The following is a 14893-nucleotide window of genomic DNA, read 5'->3' as shown; positions in this document are numbered from 1 at the left end:
GGCATTTGTGATGGCGCTTTCCGTATTTGCCCTCTTTGAAATTGAGATGGCGCGGCCGAAACGGCGCGCAACAACGGTACAATTATGAGCGACACCGCAGAAAAATTCGACTATTCCGCCACCCTCTATCTGCCGCAGACGGATTTTCCGATGCGCGCCGGCCTGCCGCAGAAAGAACCGGAAACGGTGAAGCGCTGGCAGGACATGGGCCTTTACAAGAAGCTGCGCGCTTCCGCCGCCGGCCGCGAGAAATTCGTGCTGCATGACGGCCCGCCCTATGCCAATGGCAACATCCACATCGGCCATGCGCTGAACAAGATCCTGAAGGACGTCATCACCCGCTCGTTCCAGATGCGCGGTTACGACGCCAACTACGTTCCGGGCTGGGATTGCCACGGCCTGCCGATCGAATGGAAGATCGAGGAAGCCTACCGCGCCAAAGGCAAGAACAAGGATGAGGTTCCGGTCAACGAATTCCGCAAGGAATGCCGTGACTTCGCGGCCGGCTGGATCAAGGTGCAGTCGGAAGAGTTCAAGCGTCTCGGCATCGAGGGCGACTTCGACAAGCCCTATACGACGATGAACTTCCACGCCGAAGCCCGCATCGCCGGCGAACTCTTGAAGATCGCCAAAAGCGGTCAGCTTTATCGCGGCTCGAAGCCGATCATGTGGTCGGTTGTCGAGCGCACGGCGCTGGCGGAAGCCGAGGTCGAATATCATGACGTCGAGAGCGACATGATCTGGGTGAAGTTCCCGGTGAAGGATGCAACGCCCGCTCTGTCCGGCGTCTCCGTCGTCATCTGGACGACCACGCCGTGGACCATCCCCGGCAACCGCGCCATCGCCTTCTCTTCGCGGGTCGAATATGGCCTCTACGAAGTCGAAAGCGCGCAGAACGATTTCGGCCCGCAGCCGGGTGAAAAGTTGATCTTTGCGCGGAAGCTTGCCGATGAGGCTGCTGCCAAGGCGAAGCTGACTTTCAAGTTCGTTCGCGATGTGAACGCCGAAGAACTGGCCGCCATCACCTGCGCCCATCCGCTGGCCTCGCTCGGTTACGATTTCCCGGTTCCGCTTCTCGATGGCGATCATGTCACCGACGATGCCGGTACGGGCTTCGTGCACACCGCGCCAAGCCATGGCCGCGAGGACTTTGACGTCTGGACCGCGCATCAGCGTGAGCTGGAAGCACGCGGTGTTTCGCCGGCCATCCCGTTCCCGGTCGGCGATGACGGTTTTTACACCGAGGACGCTCCCGGTTTCGGCCCGTCTGCCGAAAGCGGCGCTGCCCGTGTCATGGACGATAACGGCAAGAAGGGCGATGCCAACGACCGCGTCATCAAGGCGCTGATCGCTGCCCATAACCTCTTTGCGCGCGGCCGTCTGAAGCACAGCTATCCGCATAGCTGGCGCTCCAAGAAGCCGGTCATCTTCCGCAACACGCCGCAATGGTTCGTCTATATGGACAAGGAACTCGGCGACGGCACGACGCTGCGTTCGCGTTCGCTTGACGCCATCGACCAGACCCGTTTCGTTCCGGCGTCCGGCCAGAACCGCCTGCGCGCCATGATTGAAGGCCGGCCCGACTGGGTTCTGTCGCGTCAGCGCAGCTGGGGCGTGCCGATCGCCATCTTTGCCGACGAGAATGGCGAGGTCCTGGTCGACGAGGCCGTCAACGCCCGCATCATCGAGGCCTTCGAGGCTGAAGGTGCTGATGCCTGGTTCGCCGCAGGAGCCAAGGAACGTTTCCTCGGCAACGACCACGACCATGCCAAATGGCAGCAGGTCATGGATATTCTCGACGTGTGGTTCGACAGTGGCTGCACCCATACCTTCACGCTGGAAGACCGCCCGGACCTGAAATGGCCGGCGGATGTCTATCTCGAAGGCTCCGACCAGCATCGCGGCTGGTTCCATTCGTCGCTGCTGGAAAGCTGCGCGACCCGTGGCCGCGCGCCCTATAACGCCGTTGTCACCCATGGTTTCACCATGGATGAGCAGGGCCGCAAACAGTCGAAATCGCTCGGCAATGTGGTCGCCCCGCAGGAAGTCATGAGCCAGTCGGGTGCGGATATTCTGCGCCTGTGGGTCATGACGACAGACTATTGGGAAGATCAGCGTCTCGGCAAGGCGATCATCCAGACCAATGTCGATGCCTATCGCAAGCTGCGCAACACCATCCGCTGGATGCTCGGAACCCTTGCCCATTATGAGGGGGAGGAGGTCGCCTATGCCGATCTGCCGGAGCTGGAAAAGCTGGTGCTGCATCGCCTGTCCGAACTGGATGGCGTCGTGCGCGAAGGTTATGATGGTTTCGAATTCAAGAAGATCACCCGCGCGCTGATCGACTTTGCCAATGTCGAGCTTTCGGCCTTCTACTTCGACATCCGCAAGGACACGCTTTATTGCGACGCGCCATCGTCGCTGAAGCGCCGGGCATCGCTGTCGGTCATCGCCAAGCTGTTCGATTGCCTCGTCTCGTGGCTCGCGCCCATGCTGCCCTTTACCACCGAGGAAGCGTGGCTTTCTCGCTATCCGGATGCGGAATCGGTGCATCTTGTCCAGTTCCCGGAAATCCCGGCGGAATGGAAGAACGATGCGCTGGAAGCGAAGTGGGAAAAAATCCGCAAGGTCCGCACGGTCGTCACCGGTGCGCTCGAAGTCGAGCGCCGTGAAAAGCGCATCGGTTCCTCGCTTGAGGCCGCACCCGTCGTGCACATTGCCGATGCCGATCTTCTGGCGGCTCTGGCAGGGCAGGATTTTGCCGAAATCTGCATCACCTCGGCCATTTCGGTGGTCGGTGACGAAGGCCCCGCCGATGGTTTCCGCCTGCCGGAAGTTGCCAAGGTCGTGGTCGAGCAGAAGCTGGCGGAAGGCGCAAAATGCGCCCGCTCCTGGCGCATCACCACCGATGTCGGTTCCGATCCGGACTATCCGGAGGTTTCGGCTCGCGATGCGGCGGCACTGCGCGAGCTTGCCGCGCTTCGATAAGGAAAATAACCGGATGAATTGCGCTTTAGCTCTTCATCCGGTACACCTGCCTGAAAATGGCCGGATTTGCACGGCAATGCGGGCTACCGCCTGCCGAAAGACGATGTCTGGCGCAATGGGACGGACGGCTGGAAGGGTTTTTATGAAGACGATGAAGGCTTTTGGGCAGGATAACGCGCAGGGTTTGGGCATGTTTCGCACGGTTGCCGGTCTTACGGCGATAGGCGTGCTGCTTGGCGCCTGCACCAGCCCGACCTACGGTACGGGCAAGTCGGCGGCCGAACAGCTTGTCGACGATCTCGGCAGCGCGACCTCGATCACCGGCGACCAGAGCAAGCGCAACCTGAAATACAGCCCACGTCCGGGCCTTGTCGTTCCTGCCCAGTCCCGCGCCGAACAGCTGGCCGAGCCGCAGCAGAACATGGCAAGCCGCGAAAACAACCCGCAATGGGTCGAATCGCCGGAAGAGACCCGCGAACGTCTGCGCGACGAGGCGGATGCCAACAAGAACAATCCGCACTACCGTTCGCCGCTGCTCGCCGGTAACGGCACGGCCGGCCAGATGACCGAAACCCAGAAATGGGAAGCCTTCCGCAAGGCGAAGGCCGAGTCCCAGGGCGGCTCCGTCGTCAACGCCCAGCGCAAGTTCCTGACCGATCCGCCGGCGGAATATCGCAGCGTTCCGCAGGATCAGCTGACCGATCTCGGTGAGCCGGAACAGAAGAAGGAAAAGCGCCGCAAGAAAGAAGCGGCTGTCGCCAATACCGGCAAAAGCTGGTGGAACCCCTTCTGATAAAATGAATGGCTGATGGCCTGCGGGAAACCTGTGCCTCCCGCCGGCCTCTTATTCGTCGAGACGTTTCTCGCGAAAGAATTGCCGCAAAATTGCAGCGCTTTCGCTTTCCGCAAGCCCCGAATAGACCTCCGGCGCATGGTGGCATGTCGGCTGGCTGAAGAAGCGCACGCCACTTTCCACCGCGCCGCCCTTGGGGTCTTCCGCCCCGTAATAAAGACGACGGATGCGGGCAAACGAGATCGCCGCCGCGCACATGGTGCAGGGTTCCAGCGTGACATAGAGATCGGCGCCGGGCAGGCGTTCCTGTTCCAGCGCCTCGCAGGCCATGCGGATCACGGCGATTTCGGCGTGCGCCGTCACATCGTTCAATTCACGGGTGCGATTGCCGGAACTGGCAATGATGCGACCGTCCAGAACCAGGACTGCGCCGATTGGAACCTCCTGCCGCTGACCTGCGGCACTGGCTTCCGCCAGCGCCAGTTCCATGAAATGCGTCCTTTCGGCCATTGCGTTTCAATTTCCTCTTAACCCTTGTGCTTGGACCTGATAGGACAGCCCAAACAACAGGCAAACAGCAAATGACTTTTAAAGACAAGCCGAAGCGTGACGGTGGCAAGACTTTTAGCCGCGACAAGAAGCCGAAAGGCCCCGGCAAGCCCGCCATCGAGCGTGAAAAGAAACCGGTAGAAGCCAAGGCGGCTCCGGTGCAGGAGGCCGTTATCGGCACCAAGCCCGAGCGTATTTCCAAGATCATGGCGCGCGCCGGTGTCGCTTCGCGACGCGATATCGAGCGTATGATCATGGAAGGTCGGGTGTCGCTGAACGGCGTCAAGCTGGACACGCCCGTGATGAACGCCACGCTTTCGGACAAGATCGAAGTGGATGGCATGCCCATTCGCGGGGCTGAGCGCACGCGCCTGTGGCTTTACCACAAGCCCGCCGGTCTGGTGACGACCAATTCCGACCCGGAAGGCCGCCCGACCGTTTTCGACAATCTGCCGGGTGAATTGCCGCGCGTCCTGTCCATCGGCCGCCTCGATATCAATACCGAAGGCCTGCTGCTGCTGACCAATGATGGCGGTCTTTCCCGCGTGCTGGAACTGCCGACCACCGGCTGGCTGCGCCGCTACCGCGTGCGCGCCCATGGCGAAGTCGATCAGGCCGCACTCGACAAGCTGAAGGACGGTATCGCCGTCGACGGCGTGCTTTATGGCGCGATCGACGCGACGCTCGACCGCACCCAGGGCCACAATGTCTGGATCACCATGGGTCTGCGCGAAGGCAAGAACCGCGAGATCAAGAACGTGCTCGGCGCGCTCGGTCTCGAGGTCAACCGCCTGATCCGTATTTCCTACGGCCCGTTCCAGCTCGGTGATCTGGCTGAAAGCAAAGTGCTTGAGGTGCGTGGCCGCATGCTGCGCGACCAGCTCGGCCCACGCCTGATCGAACAGTCCGGCGCCAATTTCGATGCGCCGATCTATGATGCACCTGTCGCCGACGACGAGGAAGAAATCGCTCCCAAACGTGCCGCCAGGCCCGAATGGGCGAAGGGCGACGCTCCGGAAGGCAAGCCACGTTTCGACAAATCCGCTGGCAAGCCGGAAGACCGCCGCGAAAAGGCGCTCGGCCGTCTCGACACCAAGCGCAGCGACAAGCCCGCCGGCAAGTTCGGCTCCAAGCCTGCCGGGAAATTCGGCGCGAAAACCCGTGGCGAGGATGAGGGCGAAGAGCGCCGCAGCCCCCGCCCGCCCGCCGGCACCAGCCGCACGGCCAATGTCTGGATGGCGCCCGGCGCAAAGCCGACCCGTGATGGCAAGGAGCGCAAGTCTTTCGTCCGTGCGGAAGCGGAAAGCCTGTTCAAGAAGCCATCCGCCCAGGCGGAAGCGCGCCGCAACGTCGTCAGGCACGCCGACGCCGAGGGCGAGTGGATCCGTTCGGATTCCCCCCGCGAAGAAGAAAATGGTCGTGGACGCGGCGATGGCCCGCGTGGCGGAAAGAGCTTTGGAGATCGCGCCCCGCGCGGTGAAAAACCCTTCGGCGACCGTCCGTTCCGTGACAAGCCGCGCGAAGCGGGTGATCGTCCGCGTGGCGACCGTCCGCGTGGCGAGAAGAGTTTTGGAGATCGCCCTTCACGCGGCGGAAAACCGTTCGGCGACCGTCCGTTCCGTGACAAGCCGCGCGAGGAGGGTGACCGCCCGCGCAGCGACCGCCCCCGTGGCGAGAAGAGCTTCGGAGATCGCACCGCACGTGGCGAAAAACCTTTCGGTGACCGTCCGTTCCGCGACAAGCCGCGTGAAGAGGGTGAACGCCCACGCAGCGATCGTCCGCGCGGCGACCGGCCTTTCGGTGACAAGCCGAGAGGCGCGAATCCGGGTGGAAAACCGGGCGGCAGGCCCGCATCGGGCAAGCCATCCTTCGGCAAGCCGGGCGAGCGCTCGGGTTTTTCGGGCAAGGGTAAAGGTCCCGGCGGCGGCAGCGGCGGCCCCGGTGGCGGCAAGCCGGGCGGCAAAGGCCCGGGTGGCAAACCTTCTGGTGGCAGGGGAATGACACGTAATGCGGATCGTAGGCGGTGAGTTCCGCGGCCGAAATCTGGCCGCGCCGAAAACAAATTCCATTCGTCCGACAATCGACAGGACACGGGAAAGCCTCTTCAACATCTTAAGCCACGCCTATCCGGAAAGTCTTGACGGTACGCGCGTTCTGGACGTTTTCGCCGGAACGGGCGCGGTCGGACTGGAGGCGCTTTCGCGCGGCTGTCGTGTGGCGCTCTTCGTCGAAAACGGCGTCGAGGGCAGGGGGCTGTTGTGGGAAAACATCGATGCGTTGGGATTGCACGGGCGCGCCCGTATCCTGCGGCGTGACGCGACCAAGCTTGGCGGCGTCAACAATATCGAGCCTTTCGATCTTCTGTTCGCCGATCCGCCCTATGGCCAGGGCCATGGGGAGAAGGCTTTCGCTGCTGCCCACGGCGGTGGTTGGCTGGCACCCGGCGCACTCGCCATTCTGGAAGAACGCGGCGATGTCGTGGTCAATGTCGAGCCGGTGTTCAAACCGCTCGAAAGCCGCATCTTCGGCGACACGAAAATGCATTTCTACCGCTACGAACCCTGACGGGAGCACTTTCCGTCAGGCCACGGTCTTGTCTTGTTTGCCGAATAGGCAGAGCGTTTTCCGTGGAAAGAGTTTTGGGTATTTGGCATGGAGCAGGGTGTAAACGAGAGCGTCACGATGGTCCGCGCCGGGGAAGAAGTCCTTGAGGCCAACCGGGCGGGCGGCCATGAGCCGACGTTCGGACTGGCGCTCGGCGGCGGCGGCGCGCGCGGCATCTGCCATATCAACATCATCGAGGCTTTCGACGAACTCGGCATTCGCCCTGTGGCGCTTTCCGGCTCCTCAATCGGCTCCATCATCGGCGCGGGCATGGCGGCCGGCATGTCCGGCCGGGAAATCCGCGAATTCACGCTGGAACTCATGGGGCGGAAGGGTTCGGTCGCAAACCGGCTCTGGAGCCTCGGCCCGGCGTCGATGCGCCATGCGGTAGACGGTTTCCGTCTCGGCCAGTTCAATCTCGAACTTATTCTGCACGCCCTGATGCCGCAGGTCCTGCCGAAGGATTTTTCGGACTTCGCCATTCCGCTGAAGGTGGTGATGACGGATTATTACGCGCAGACCGAAGTGGTGGTGGAGACCGGCGAGGTCATTCAGGCGCTTGCGGCTTCTGCGGCCATTCCGGCGCTGTTCATGCCGGTGCGCGTCAACGGCCGCATCATGATCGATGGCGGCATCTTCAATCCCGTGCCCTATGAGCACCTGATGGATCAGGCCGATATCGTCATCGGCGTCGATGTGGTCGGTGGCCCCGAAGGCGACGGCACCACTATGCCGAACCGGCTGGACAGCCTGTTCGGCGCCAGCCAGCTGATGATGCAGGCGGCCATCGCGCTAAAACTCAGATTGCGCCCGCCGCATATTTTCCTGCGCCCGCCGGTACACCGTTTCGGCGTGCTGGATTTCCTCAAATCGGAGGAAGTGCTGAATGCATCCGCCGGGATCAAGGACGATCTGAAACGGCAGATCGAAATGCAGGTGGAGCTGTTCCATCGCGGGCAGGGCGTGGAAGCCTGATTTGTACTCGGTATTCGCTATCGAGCGAGCGTGTACCCCTTGTTTCTTCTCCCCGCCGGGGAGAAGGTCGGGGCAGCGGGATGAGGGGGCGAGGGTAGAGATATTCGGCAACGTTGCCCCCTCATCTGACCCTTCGGGCCATCTTCTCCCCGGCGGGGAGAAGAAACAAGGGGCAACGTCGTGCCATGTACTGGTACATCACAGCGACACTTCTGTTTCGCTGTCTTCCGTGTCCTCTTCCTCCTCGCGCCTCTCCGCCTTGTTCTTCGGCTTCATCAGCGGCTCGGGCTTCACCTCGCGCACCGGCTTGTTGTGCAGCATCTGCCGGCCTGCGGCCAACCCCTCCACGGCCTGTAGCTGCAATCGCTCTTCGTCGCGTTCGCGTATGTCGTCGGAGATTGCAAGCGCCCGCTCGCTGTCTATGTCCAACCCCTCCAGAATGCGCCTGCCGAACAGCAGGCCGGATTCCAGCGTCTCGCGGATTTCGTATTCCACGCCGCGTTTTCTAAGGTCGAGGGAATGCACGCGGTCATAGGAGCGGGCATAGATGCGCACGCTTGGAAATTCCGACTGGATCATGTCGATGATGCGGTCGGTGATCTCCTTTTTATGGGTGCAGACCGCCACGAGATCGGCGCGTTCTATGCCGGCCGCGATCAGCACGTCCTTGCGCGTGCCATCGCCGAAAAAGATGCGGAAGCCGAAACGGGAAGCCTGGCGCACGCGATCGGCCGAACTGTCGATCACGGTAACGTCGCGCCCGCCCGCCAGAAGGATCTGCGAGGCGATCTGGCCGAAACGTGAGAAGCCGATCATCAGCACATCGGCCCCGGCTCCGTCGAAATCCTCGTCCAGTGTGTCCTCGTCGGCATCCTCCGCCGTCAGCCGGCGCGAAACCACTGCTAGCAGCGGCGTCAGCGCCATGGAAAGTGTGACGATGGCAACGAGGATGGAAGCGGTTGCCTGCGGAAACAGGCGGGAGGCGGCGGCCGTGCTGAACAGCACGAAGCCGAACTCGCCGCCCTGCGCCAGAAGCAGGGCAATACGGCTCGATGCATAACGGGACGAGCCGGCGATGCGGCAAAGGCTGTAGATCACGGCCGCCTTCACCGCCATCATCGCCGGTACGGCGATCAGGATGAGAAGAATATGCTCGTAAACGATTTTGATATGCAGCGACATGCCGACTGCCATGAAGAACAGCGCCAGAAACAGCCCGCGAAACGGCTCGATATCCGCTTCCAGCTCATGCCGGTAGGAGGATTCCGACAGCATCAGCCCCGCCAGAAGCGCGCCCATGCCCATCGATAGCCCGACGGCTTCCATGATGGCCGCAGCACCGATGACGACGAAGAGCGCGGCGGCGATCATCACCTCCCGCGCACCCGTGCGGGCGATGATCTGGAACATCGGCGTCAGAAGGTAACGCCCGGCCAGCACCATGCCCGCCACCGCGATGATGGAGGCGACGAGATCGTAAGCCATCGAATCCGTCGGTACGTCCGGGCGGTTGGAAAGAATGGTGACGAGGGCGAGAAGCGGCACGATGGCGAGATCCTGAAACAGCAGGATCGAAAAGGAGCGGTTGCCGTGCCGCGTGTTCATGTCGCCGTCATCGGCGAGTATCTGCAGCGCGAAGGCGGTGGACGAGAGCGCAAGGCCGAAACCCGCGACGAGGCTGCCGCGCGCGTCGATCAGCCCGGCCCACCAGGCAATCGCCGCCAGCACGCTGCCCGTTACCAGCACCTGCGCCAGCCCGAGTCCCAGAATATCGCGCCGCATCTGCCATATGCGCGTCGGCTTGAGTTCGAGGCCGATGATGAAGAGCAGGAAAACGACGCCCAGTTCCGAGACGTTGAAGATGTCCTTCGCATCCGTCACAAGATGCAGGAACGGCCCGATGATGATGCCCGCCACCAGATAACCGAGCACGGTGCCAAGCCCGAGTTTGCGGAAAACGGAGGCCGCGATGACCGCGCCGGCCAGAAGCAGCAAGGGTTCGGAAAAGAGAGCGTCGTGCTCGGTCATGCGGGCTAACTTTCGAATATGGTGGCGACAAAGCCTTGCCGATGGAGAAAGCGGCGTTTCGCCCTTGATGCGGGGTTCCCGGCACAATAAATGGAACAGGAATGAAAGGCCAACTCATGTCCTCAGAAATAGATTCTTCCAAACTTCTCGATCGCGCCAGCCAGCTTGTCGACCTTGCCCGTGCCGCAGGCGCGGATGAGGCCGATGCTGTCGTCGTCCGCTCCCGCTCGCAATCGGTCGGCGTGCGGCTTGGCAAGGTGGAAAGCACCGAATCCTCCGAAAGCGATGATTTTTCCCTGCGCGTTTTCGTCGGGCGGCGGGTGGCGAGCGTTTCGGCCAATCCCGGCTTCGACCTGAAGACGCTGGCGGAACGGGCGGTGGCCATGGCGAAAGTCTCGCCGGAAGACCCTTTTGCCTGCCTCGCCGACAAGGAGCGGCTTGCGACCTCCTACGACGATCTTGAGCTTTTCGATGCGACAGAGGTCTCCGCCGATCAGCTGCGTGAGGCGGCACTTGCCTCGGAAGAGGCGGCGCTTGGCGTCAAGGGTGTCAGCAATTCCTCCGGCGCCGGCGCATCGAGTGGCATGGGCGGCCTCGTCCTTGCCACCTCGCACGGTTTTTCCGGCAGCTACATGGGCAGCCGTTTCAGCCGTTCCGTCAGCGTCATCTCCGGCGAAGGCACGAAGATGGAGCGCGACTACGATTTCGACAGCCGCCTTTATTACGCCGATCTCGATGCGGCCGAAGAGATCGGCCGCCGCGCCGGTGAAAAAGTCGTGCGGCGGGTCGGTCCGCGTCAGGTCGATACCGGCAGCAACATCACGGTGGTTTTCGATCCCCGCATCGCCCGTGGTTTCGTCGGCGCCATTGCCGGTGCGATCAACGGCGCTTCGGTTGCCCGCAAGACCAGCTTCCTGCGCGACAGGATGGGGCAGCAGGTTCTGAAAAAGGGTCTTCATCTGACTGACAATCCGCAGATCGTTCGCGGCCCTTCGTCAAGGCCCTTCGATGGCGAGGGTGTCAGGGGCGAAAAAATGACGATGATCGAGGACGGGGTGCTGAAACATTGGTTCCTCTCCACCTCGGCCGCGCGTGAACTCGGCCTTGAAACCAACGGTCGCGGCGTGCGCGGTGGCACTTCGGTATCGCCGTCTTCCACCAATCTCGCGCTGGAGCCGGGCGATATTTCGCCGGAAGATCTGTTGAGGGACGTCGGAACCGGTTTTTACGTCACTGAACTGATTGGCCACGGCGCCAATATGCTCACCGGTGAATATAGCTGCGGTGCGAGCGGGTTCTGGATCGAGAATGGCGAAAAGTCCTTCGCGGTTTCCGAGGTCACGATCGCCTCGAACCTGAAAGACATGTTCATGCGGGTGACGCCGGCTAACGATATCGACCGCAAATACGGCGTTGCCGCACCGACGCTTGCCATCGAAGGCATGACGATCGCGGGCAAGTGAGGCGACCTGCGGGTTGTTTTCGTCAGCGCTTTGTGTGCAAGTGCGAAGAGAAAAACAGGCGCGCCGCCTGAGGCGCGCGGAAAAGACGGCAAAATGAACGACATTGCAGAGGCCCGCTGGGCTTCCGATTTGAGGCTTGTCCTCGAAGCCGCGCGCAAGGCGGGTGAGACGGCTCTCGGTTTCTTTCGCAAGGATCCCGAGGTCTGGTGGAAGAATGGCGGCCTTTCGCCGGTAAGTGCTGCCGATTACGCCGCAAATGAAATTCTCGAAACCATCCTGCGCTCCGCCCGGCCGGAATACGGCTGGCTATCGGAAGAGACGGACGACGATACGACACGGCTTGCCCGCTCCACCGTCTTCGTCGTCGATCCCATCGACGGAACGCGCGCCTTCATTGGCGGGCGGGATACGTGGTGCGTCAGTGTCGCGGTCGTGCATGAGGGCCGGCCGGTGGTGGCTGTCCTTGTCGCCCCGGCGCTCGCCGAGGAATTTACCGCATTTGAAGGCGGCGAGGCGCTGAAGAATGGAAAGTCCATTTTCGCCGCGCGCGAAAACACCGGCATCTTCCATCTGGCAGCACCTGAAGATGTGATCACGCATCTGCCGGATGAGGTGCGGGGCACCGTCAAGCGCATTCCGCATGTGCCCTCGCTCGCCTACCGGCTGGCGATGGTGGCGGACGGCCGCATCGACGGAACGCTGGTGAAGGCGAACTCGCACGAGTGGGATCTTGCCGCCGCCGACCTGATCCTCGAAAGGGCGGGCGGCCGTCTGGTTGGCCTTGATGGAAAACCTCTGATGTATAATCGCCGTGAGGTGAACCACCCCGCATTGTGCGCCGCAGCAGATTATGCGCTGCCGGCGCTTTTGAAAGCGTTTTCGCACCTGTCCGACGGTTGACGTTTGGCGGGAAATCCCGCAGATGAAGGCCTCTCTCAGTGCTTAAGAAAGAGACAAAGACATGACGGAATCCGGCAAACAGAAACAGCTGCTGCACCTTGTATTCGGCGGCGAACTGGAAAGCCTTCAGGATGTTCAGTTCCGGGATTTGAATGCGCTCGATATCGTCGGCATCTATCCCGACTACGCTTCCGCGCTCACGGCATGGAGATCCAAGGCGCAGATGACTGTCGATAACGCCCATATGCGTTATTTTATCGTGCATATGCACCGTCTTCTCAATCCAGACGATAAAAATTGAGTACCTTTGCCCTTGCGTTGTAATACTATCGGGTGAAGGCGCGTATTTCCGTGATTCCTGCCAAGAACCGCAGGCCGGGAATTCGGTTGCGCGAAAATGTGATCGCGCTTTCGTTTCCGATGATAAAAAATGACGCAATTTGAGAAGAAGTAGGCGGCAATAACAACAAAGAACTGGGGAAGGGCATTGCGCGGAATGATCAAGGGCAGAATGTCATGAGCAGCCGTATCGCACGTTTCGCTCTTTCCGGTTACAGGATTGCCGGTATTGCCGCTTATCCGTTTGCCCGGCCCTATCTTTCCTATCGGGCCGCAAAGGGCAAGGAAGACAAGCGCCGCCGCCTCGAACGTTTCGGTTACGCCAGCGCGGAGCGCCCCCGTGGCCCGCTCGTCTGGTTCCATGCCGCAAGTGTGGGCGAAACGCTCGCCCTCATTCCGCTGATCCGCGAAATACGCAAGCGCGATATTTTCGTGCTTCTGACCACCGGCACCGTCACCTCCGCCGAGTTGACCCGCACCCGGCTTGGCGACGACGTGATCCACCAATATGTGCCGCTCGACATCAAGATCGCGGTCAATCGTTTCCTGTCCTATTGGGCGCCAGACGCCGCCATCACCGCTGAATCGGAAATCTGGCCGGTGACGATGATGGAGCTGGAGCGTCGGCACATTCCGCAGATCAGGGTCAATGCGCGGCTGTCCGACCGGTCGTTCGATCGCTGGAACAACCGGCACGATATTGCTGAAACGCTGTTTTCCAAGTTGGCGCTGGTGGTTGCGCAATCCGATGTCGATGCTGAGCGCTTCCGTGATCTCGGCTCCTGGCCGGTCGTCATTTCCGGCAACCTCAAGGGCGATACCGATCCGCCGCCCTGTGATGAGGCCCTTCTGGAGCACTATCGCAGGCAGGTCGGCACCCGCAAGACATGGGCGGCGATCTCCACCTTCGACGGTGAAGAGAAGGCCGCCGCCACCGTGCATGCGGCGATCAAGTCGCGCAACGGCCAATTGACCATCATCGTGCCGCGCCATCCCGAGCGTGGCGACGATGTGGAGGCGATGCTGAAGGGCATGGGGCTAACTGTGGCCCGCCGCAGCCGCAACGATGCGATCACGCCGGAAACCGATATTTTCCTCGGCGATTCCATCGGCGAAATGGGGCTTTACCTGCGGCTCACCGAACTTGCCTTCGTCGGACGCTCGCTGACGGCCGAAGGCGGGCAGAACCCGCTTGAGCCGGCAATGCTCGGCTGCGCCGTATTGTCAGGCGCGCATGTGCAGAATTTCCGCGAGGCCTATCAGAAGCTCATCCGCGCCGGCGGCGGTCGCATCATCCGCGATGTCGAGATGCTGGCCAAGGCGGTACATTATCTGCTGGTCAACGATAATGAGCGTTACAAGATGATCGATGCCGGCAACCGTGTCATTCAGGATATGCGCGGTGCGCTGTCCGCCACCGTCAAGGCGCTGGAACCCTATATCAACCCGCTCACCGTAACCGCCAAGCTGCAACCGCGGAGCGCCATCGGTTCATGGTAGCGGATATCGAACGTGATGCGACGCAATCGATCGCCGCTGTCCTTTTCGACAAGGACGGCACGCTTTTGGGTTATGACGCAAGCTGGGGGCCGGTAAACCGCGAGCTTGCGGCGATCGCTGCCAAGGGCGACCCCATTCTCGCCGACCGGCTGCTCGCCGCCTGCGGCATGGATCCCGTCACCGGTCATGTGTTTGCCGACAGCCTGCTGGCCGCCGGCAATACGGCGGAAATCGCCGCCGGTCTGGTCGCCGCCGGTTCGCCCTGCGATGTCGGCGAACTGACGAGGCGGCTCGACCGGCTGTTCACCGAGGCGGCGGATAAATCCGTTCCCGTGACCGACCTCAAGGCATTTTTCGCAAGGCTGAAGGCGCGCGGCTACAAGCTTGGCATCGCCTCCAGCGACAACGAAAACTCCATCCGCCAGACGGCCATCCGCTTCGGTTTCGAAAACGATGTCGATTTCGTCGCGGGTTACGACAGCGGTTACGGCACCAAGCCGCAACCCGGCATGGTTCTCGGTTTCTGCAAGGCGATAGGTCTCGGCCCCGAACGTGTGGCGGTGGTCGGTGACAATAATCACGATCTGCACATGGCAAGGAGTGCCGGTGCGGGATTGCGCATCGCGGTTCTGACGGGCACCGGTTCGCGCGAAAGCCTTGGCGCCGATGCCGATTATTGTTTCGATGACATTACGGCACTTGAAGCGCTGCTGCCGGAACGGGTTGCTTAATAATATATGGTTCCACTTTTCGG

Annotated in this window: 12 protein-coding genes; 10 read left to right on the top strand and 2 right to left on the bottom strand. The window is 61.6% G+C overall.

Features of this window, described 5'->3' with window-relative positions; genetic code table 11:
- The first annotated feature begins 84 nt into the window (after window positions 1-84).
- A complete protein-coding gene (gene ileS / locus RS75_RS20850) occupies window positions 85-2988 on the top strand; it encodes an isoleucine--tRNA ligase (RefSeq protein ID WP_045024049.1) in 2904 nt (967 codons plus the stop codon).
- Between the two features lie 142 nt (window positions 2989-3130).
- A complete protein-coding gene (locus RS75_RS20845) occupies window positions 3131-3781 on the top strand; it encodes a hypothetical protein (RefSeq protein ID WP_045024047.1) in 651 nt (216 codons plus the stop codon).
- Window positions 3782-3832: 51 nt separating this feature from the next.
- On the opposite strand, the gene RS75_RS20840 is transcribed toward RS75_RS20845, so the two are convergent.
- Window positions 3833-4291, bottom strand: a complete 459-nt coding sequence (locus tag RS75_RS20840; protein WP_045024045.1) for a nucleoside deaminase — start codon at window positions 4289-4291, stop codon at window positions 3833-3835.
- A 71-nt stretch (window positions 4292-4362) separates the two neighbouring features.
- On the opposite strand from RS75_RS20840, the gene RS75_RS20835 reads away from it, so the two are divergent.
- The 3 genes from RS75_RS20835 (at window position 4363) to RS75_RS20825 (ending at window position 7909) form a co-directional block, all read left to right on the top strand.
- A complete protein-coding gene (locus RS75_RS20835) occupies window positions 4363-6357 on the top strand; it encodes a pseudouridine synthase (protein WP_045024043.1) in 1995 nt (664 codons plus the stop codon).
- The gene (rsmD, locus tag RS75_RS20830) at window positions 6338-6895 is read left to right on the top strand and encodes a 16S rRNA (guanine(966)-N(2))-methyltransferase RsmD (RefSeq protein WP_045024041.1); all 558 of its coding nucleotides are present in this window, start codon (window positions 6338-6340) and stop codon (window positions 6893-6895) included. Before RS75_RS20835 ends, rsmD begins: the two co-directional genes overlap by 20 nt.
- 87 nt (window positions 6896-6982) lie before the next feature.
- Window positions 6983-7909: a patatin-like phospholipase family protein gene (locus tag RS75_RS20825; RefSeq protein WP_045024039.1), complete on the top strand. Its 927-nt coding sequence runs from the start codon at window positions 6983-6985 to the stop codon at window positions 7907-7909.
- A 198-nt stretch (window positions 7910-8107) separates the two neighbouring features.
- On the opposite strand, the gene RS75_RS20820 is transcribed toward RS75_RS20825, so the two are convergent.
- Window positions 8108-9937, bottom strand: coding sequence for a monovalent cation:proton antiporter-2 (CPA2) family protein (locus RS75_RS20820; RefSeq protein WP_045024037.1), 1830 nt, complete (start codon window positions 9935-9937; stop codon window positions 8108-8110).
- A 116-nt stretch (window positions 9938-10053) separates the two neighbouring features.
- On the opposite strand from RS75_RS20820, the gene RS75_RS20815 reads away from it, so the two are divergent.
- The 5 genes from RS75_RS20815 (at window position 10054) to RS75_RS20795 (ending at window position 14870) form a co-directional block, all read left to right on the top strand.
- Window positions 10054-11400: a TldD/PmbA family protein gene (locus RS75_RS20815; RefSeq protein WP_045024127.1), complete on the top strand. Its 1347-nt coding sequence runs from the start codon at window positions 10054-10056 to the stop codon at window positions 11398-11400.
- A gap of 93 nt (window positions 11401-11493) precedes the next feature.
- Window positions 11494-12300, top strand: a complete 807-nt coding sequence (locus RS75_RS20810) for a 3'(2'),5'-bisphosphate nucleotidase CysQ (RefSeq protein WP_045024035.1) — start codon at window positions 11494-11496, stop codon at window positions 12298-12300.
- 61 nt (window positions 12301-12361) lie between these two features.
- On the top strand, window positions 12362-12601 hold the full coding sequence (locus RS75_RS20805) for a DUF4170 domain-containing protein (RefSeq protein WP_045024033.1): 240 nt from the start codon (window positions 12362-12364) through the stop codon (window positions 12599-12601).
- Window positions 12602-12816: 215 nt separating this feature from the next.
- Window positions 12817-14139 carry a lipid IV(A) 3-deoxy-D-manno-octulosonic acid transferase gene (waaA, locus tag RS75_RS20800; protein ID WP_045024032.1) on the top strand — a complete coding sequence of 441 codons (1323 nt, stop codon included), beginning with the start codon at window positions 12817-12819 and terminating at the stop codon, window positions 14137-14139.
- Entirely contained in the window at window positions 14133-14870 is a 738-nt protein-coding gene (locus tag RS75_RS20795; RefSeq protein WP_045024031.1) for an HAD family hydrolase, read from the top strand. The genes waaA and RS75_RS20795 overlap by 7 nt, the downstream gene beginning before the upstream one ends.
- Window positions 14871-14893: the final 23 nt, after the last annotated feature.

It is taken from the genome of Rhizobium nepotum 39/7 (assembly GCF_000949865.1).
Classification (GTDB): domain Bacteria; phylum Pseudomonadota; class Alphaproteobacteria; order Rhizobiales; family Rhizobiaceae; genus Agrobacterium; species Agrobacterium nepotum.
Note: the sequence above shows the minus strand (reverse complement) of the source record. Positions and strands in the feature narration are given on the sequence as shown.

Excerpts from the sequence above, each read along its gene's own strand:
- ileS (WP_045024049.1), top strand. The coding sequence starts at position 85 with ATGAGCGACACCGCAGAAAAATTCGACTATTCCGCCACCCTCTATCTG.
- RS75_RS20845 (WP_045024047.1), top strand. The coding sequence starts at position 3,131 with ATGAAGACGATGAAGGCTTTTGGGCAGGATAACGCGCAGGGTTTGGGC.
- RS75_RS20840 (WP_045024045.1), bottom strand. The coding sequence starts at position 4,291 with ATGGCCGAAAGGACGCATTTCATGGAACTGGCGCTGGCGGAAGCCAGT.
- RS75_RS20835 (WP_045024043.1), top strand. The coding sequence starts at position 4,363 with ATGACTTTTAAAGACAAGCCGAAGCGTGACGGTGGCAAGACTTTTAGC.
- rsmD (WP_045024041.1), top strand. The coding sequence starts at position 6,338 with ATGCGGATCGTAGGCGGTGAGTTCCGCGGCCGAAATCTGGCCGCGCCG.
- RS75_RS20825 (WP_045024039.1), top strand. The coding sequence starts at position 6,983 with ATGGAGCAGGGTGTAAACGAGAGCGTCACGATGGTCCGCGCCGGGGAA.
- RS75_RS20820 (WP_045024037.1), bottom strand. The coding sequence starts at position 9,937 with ATGACCGAGCACGACGCTCTCTTTTCCGAACCCTTGCTGCTTCTGGCC.
- RS75_RS20815 (WP_045024127.1), top strand. The coding sequence starts at position 10,054 with ATGTCCTCAGAAATAGATTCTTCCAAACTTCTCGATCGCGCCAGCCAG.
- RS75_RS20810 (WP_045024035.1), top strand. The coding sequence starts at position 11,494 with ATGAACGACATTGCAGAGGCCCGCTGGGCTTCCGATTTGAGGCTTGTC.
- RS75_RS20805 (WP_045024033.1), top strand. The coding sequence starts at position 12,362 with ATGACGGAATCCGGCAAACAGAAACAGCTGCTGCACCTTGTATTCGGC.
- waaA (WP_045024032.1), top strand. The coding sequence starts at position 12,817 with ATGAGCAGCCGTATCGCACGTTTCGCTCTTTCCGGTTACAGGATTGCC.
- RS75_RS20795 (WP_045024031.1), top strand. The coding sequence starts at position 14,133 with ATGGTAGCGGATATCGAACGTGATGCGACGCAATCGATCGCCGCTGTC.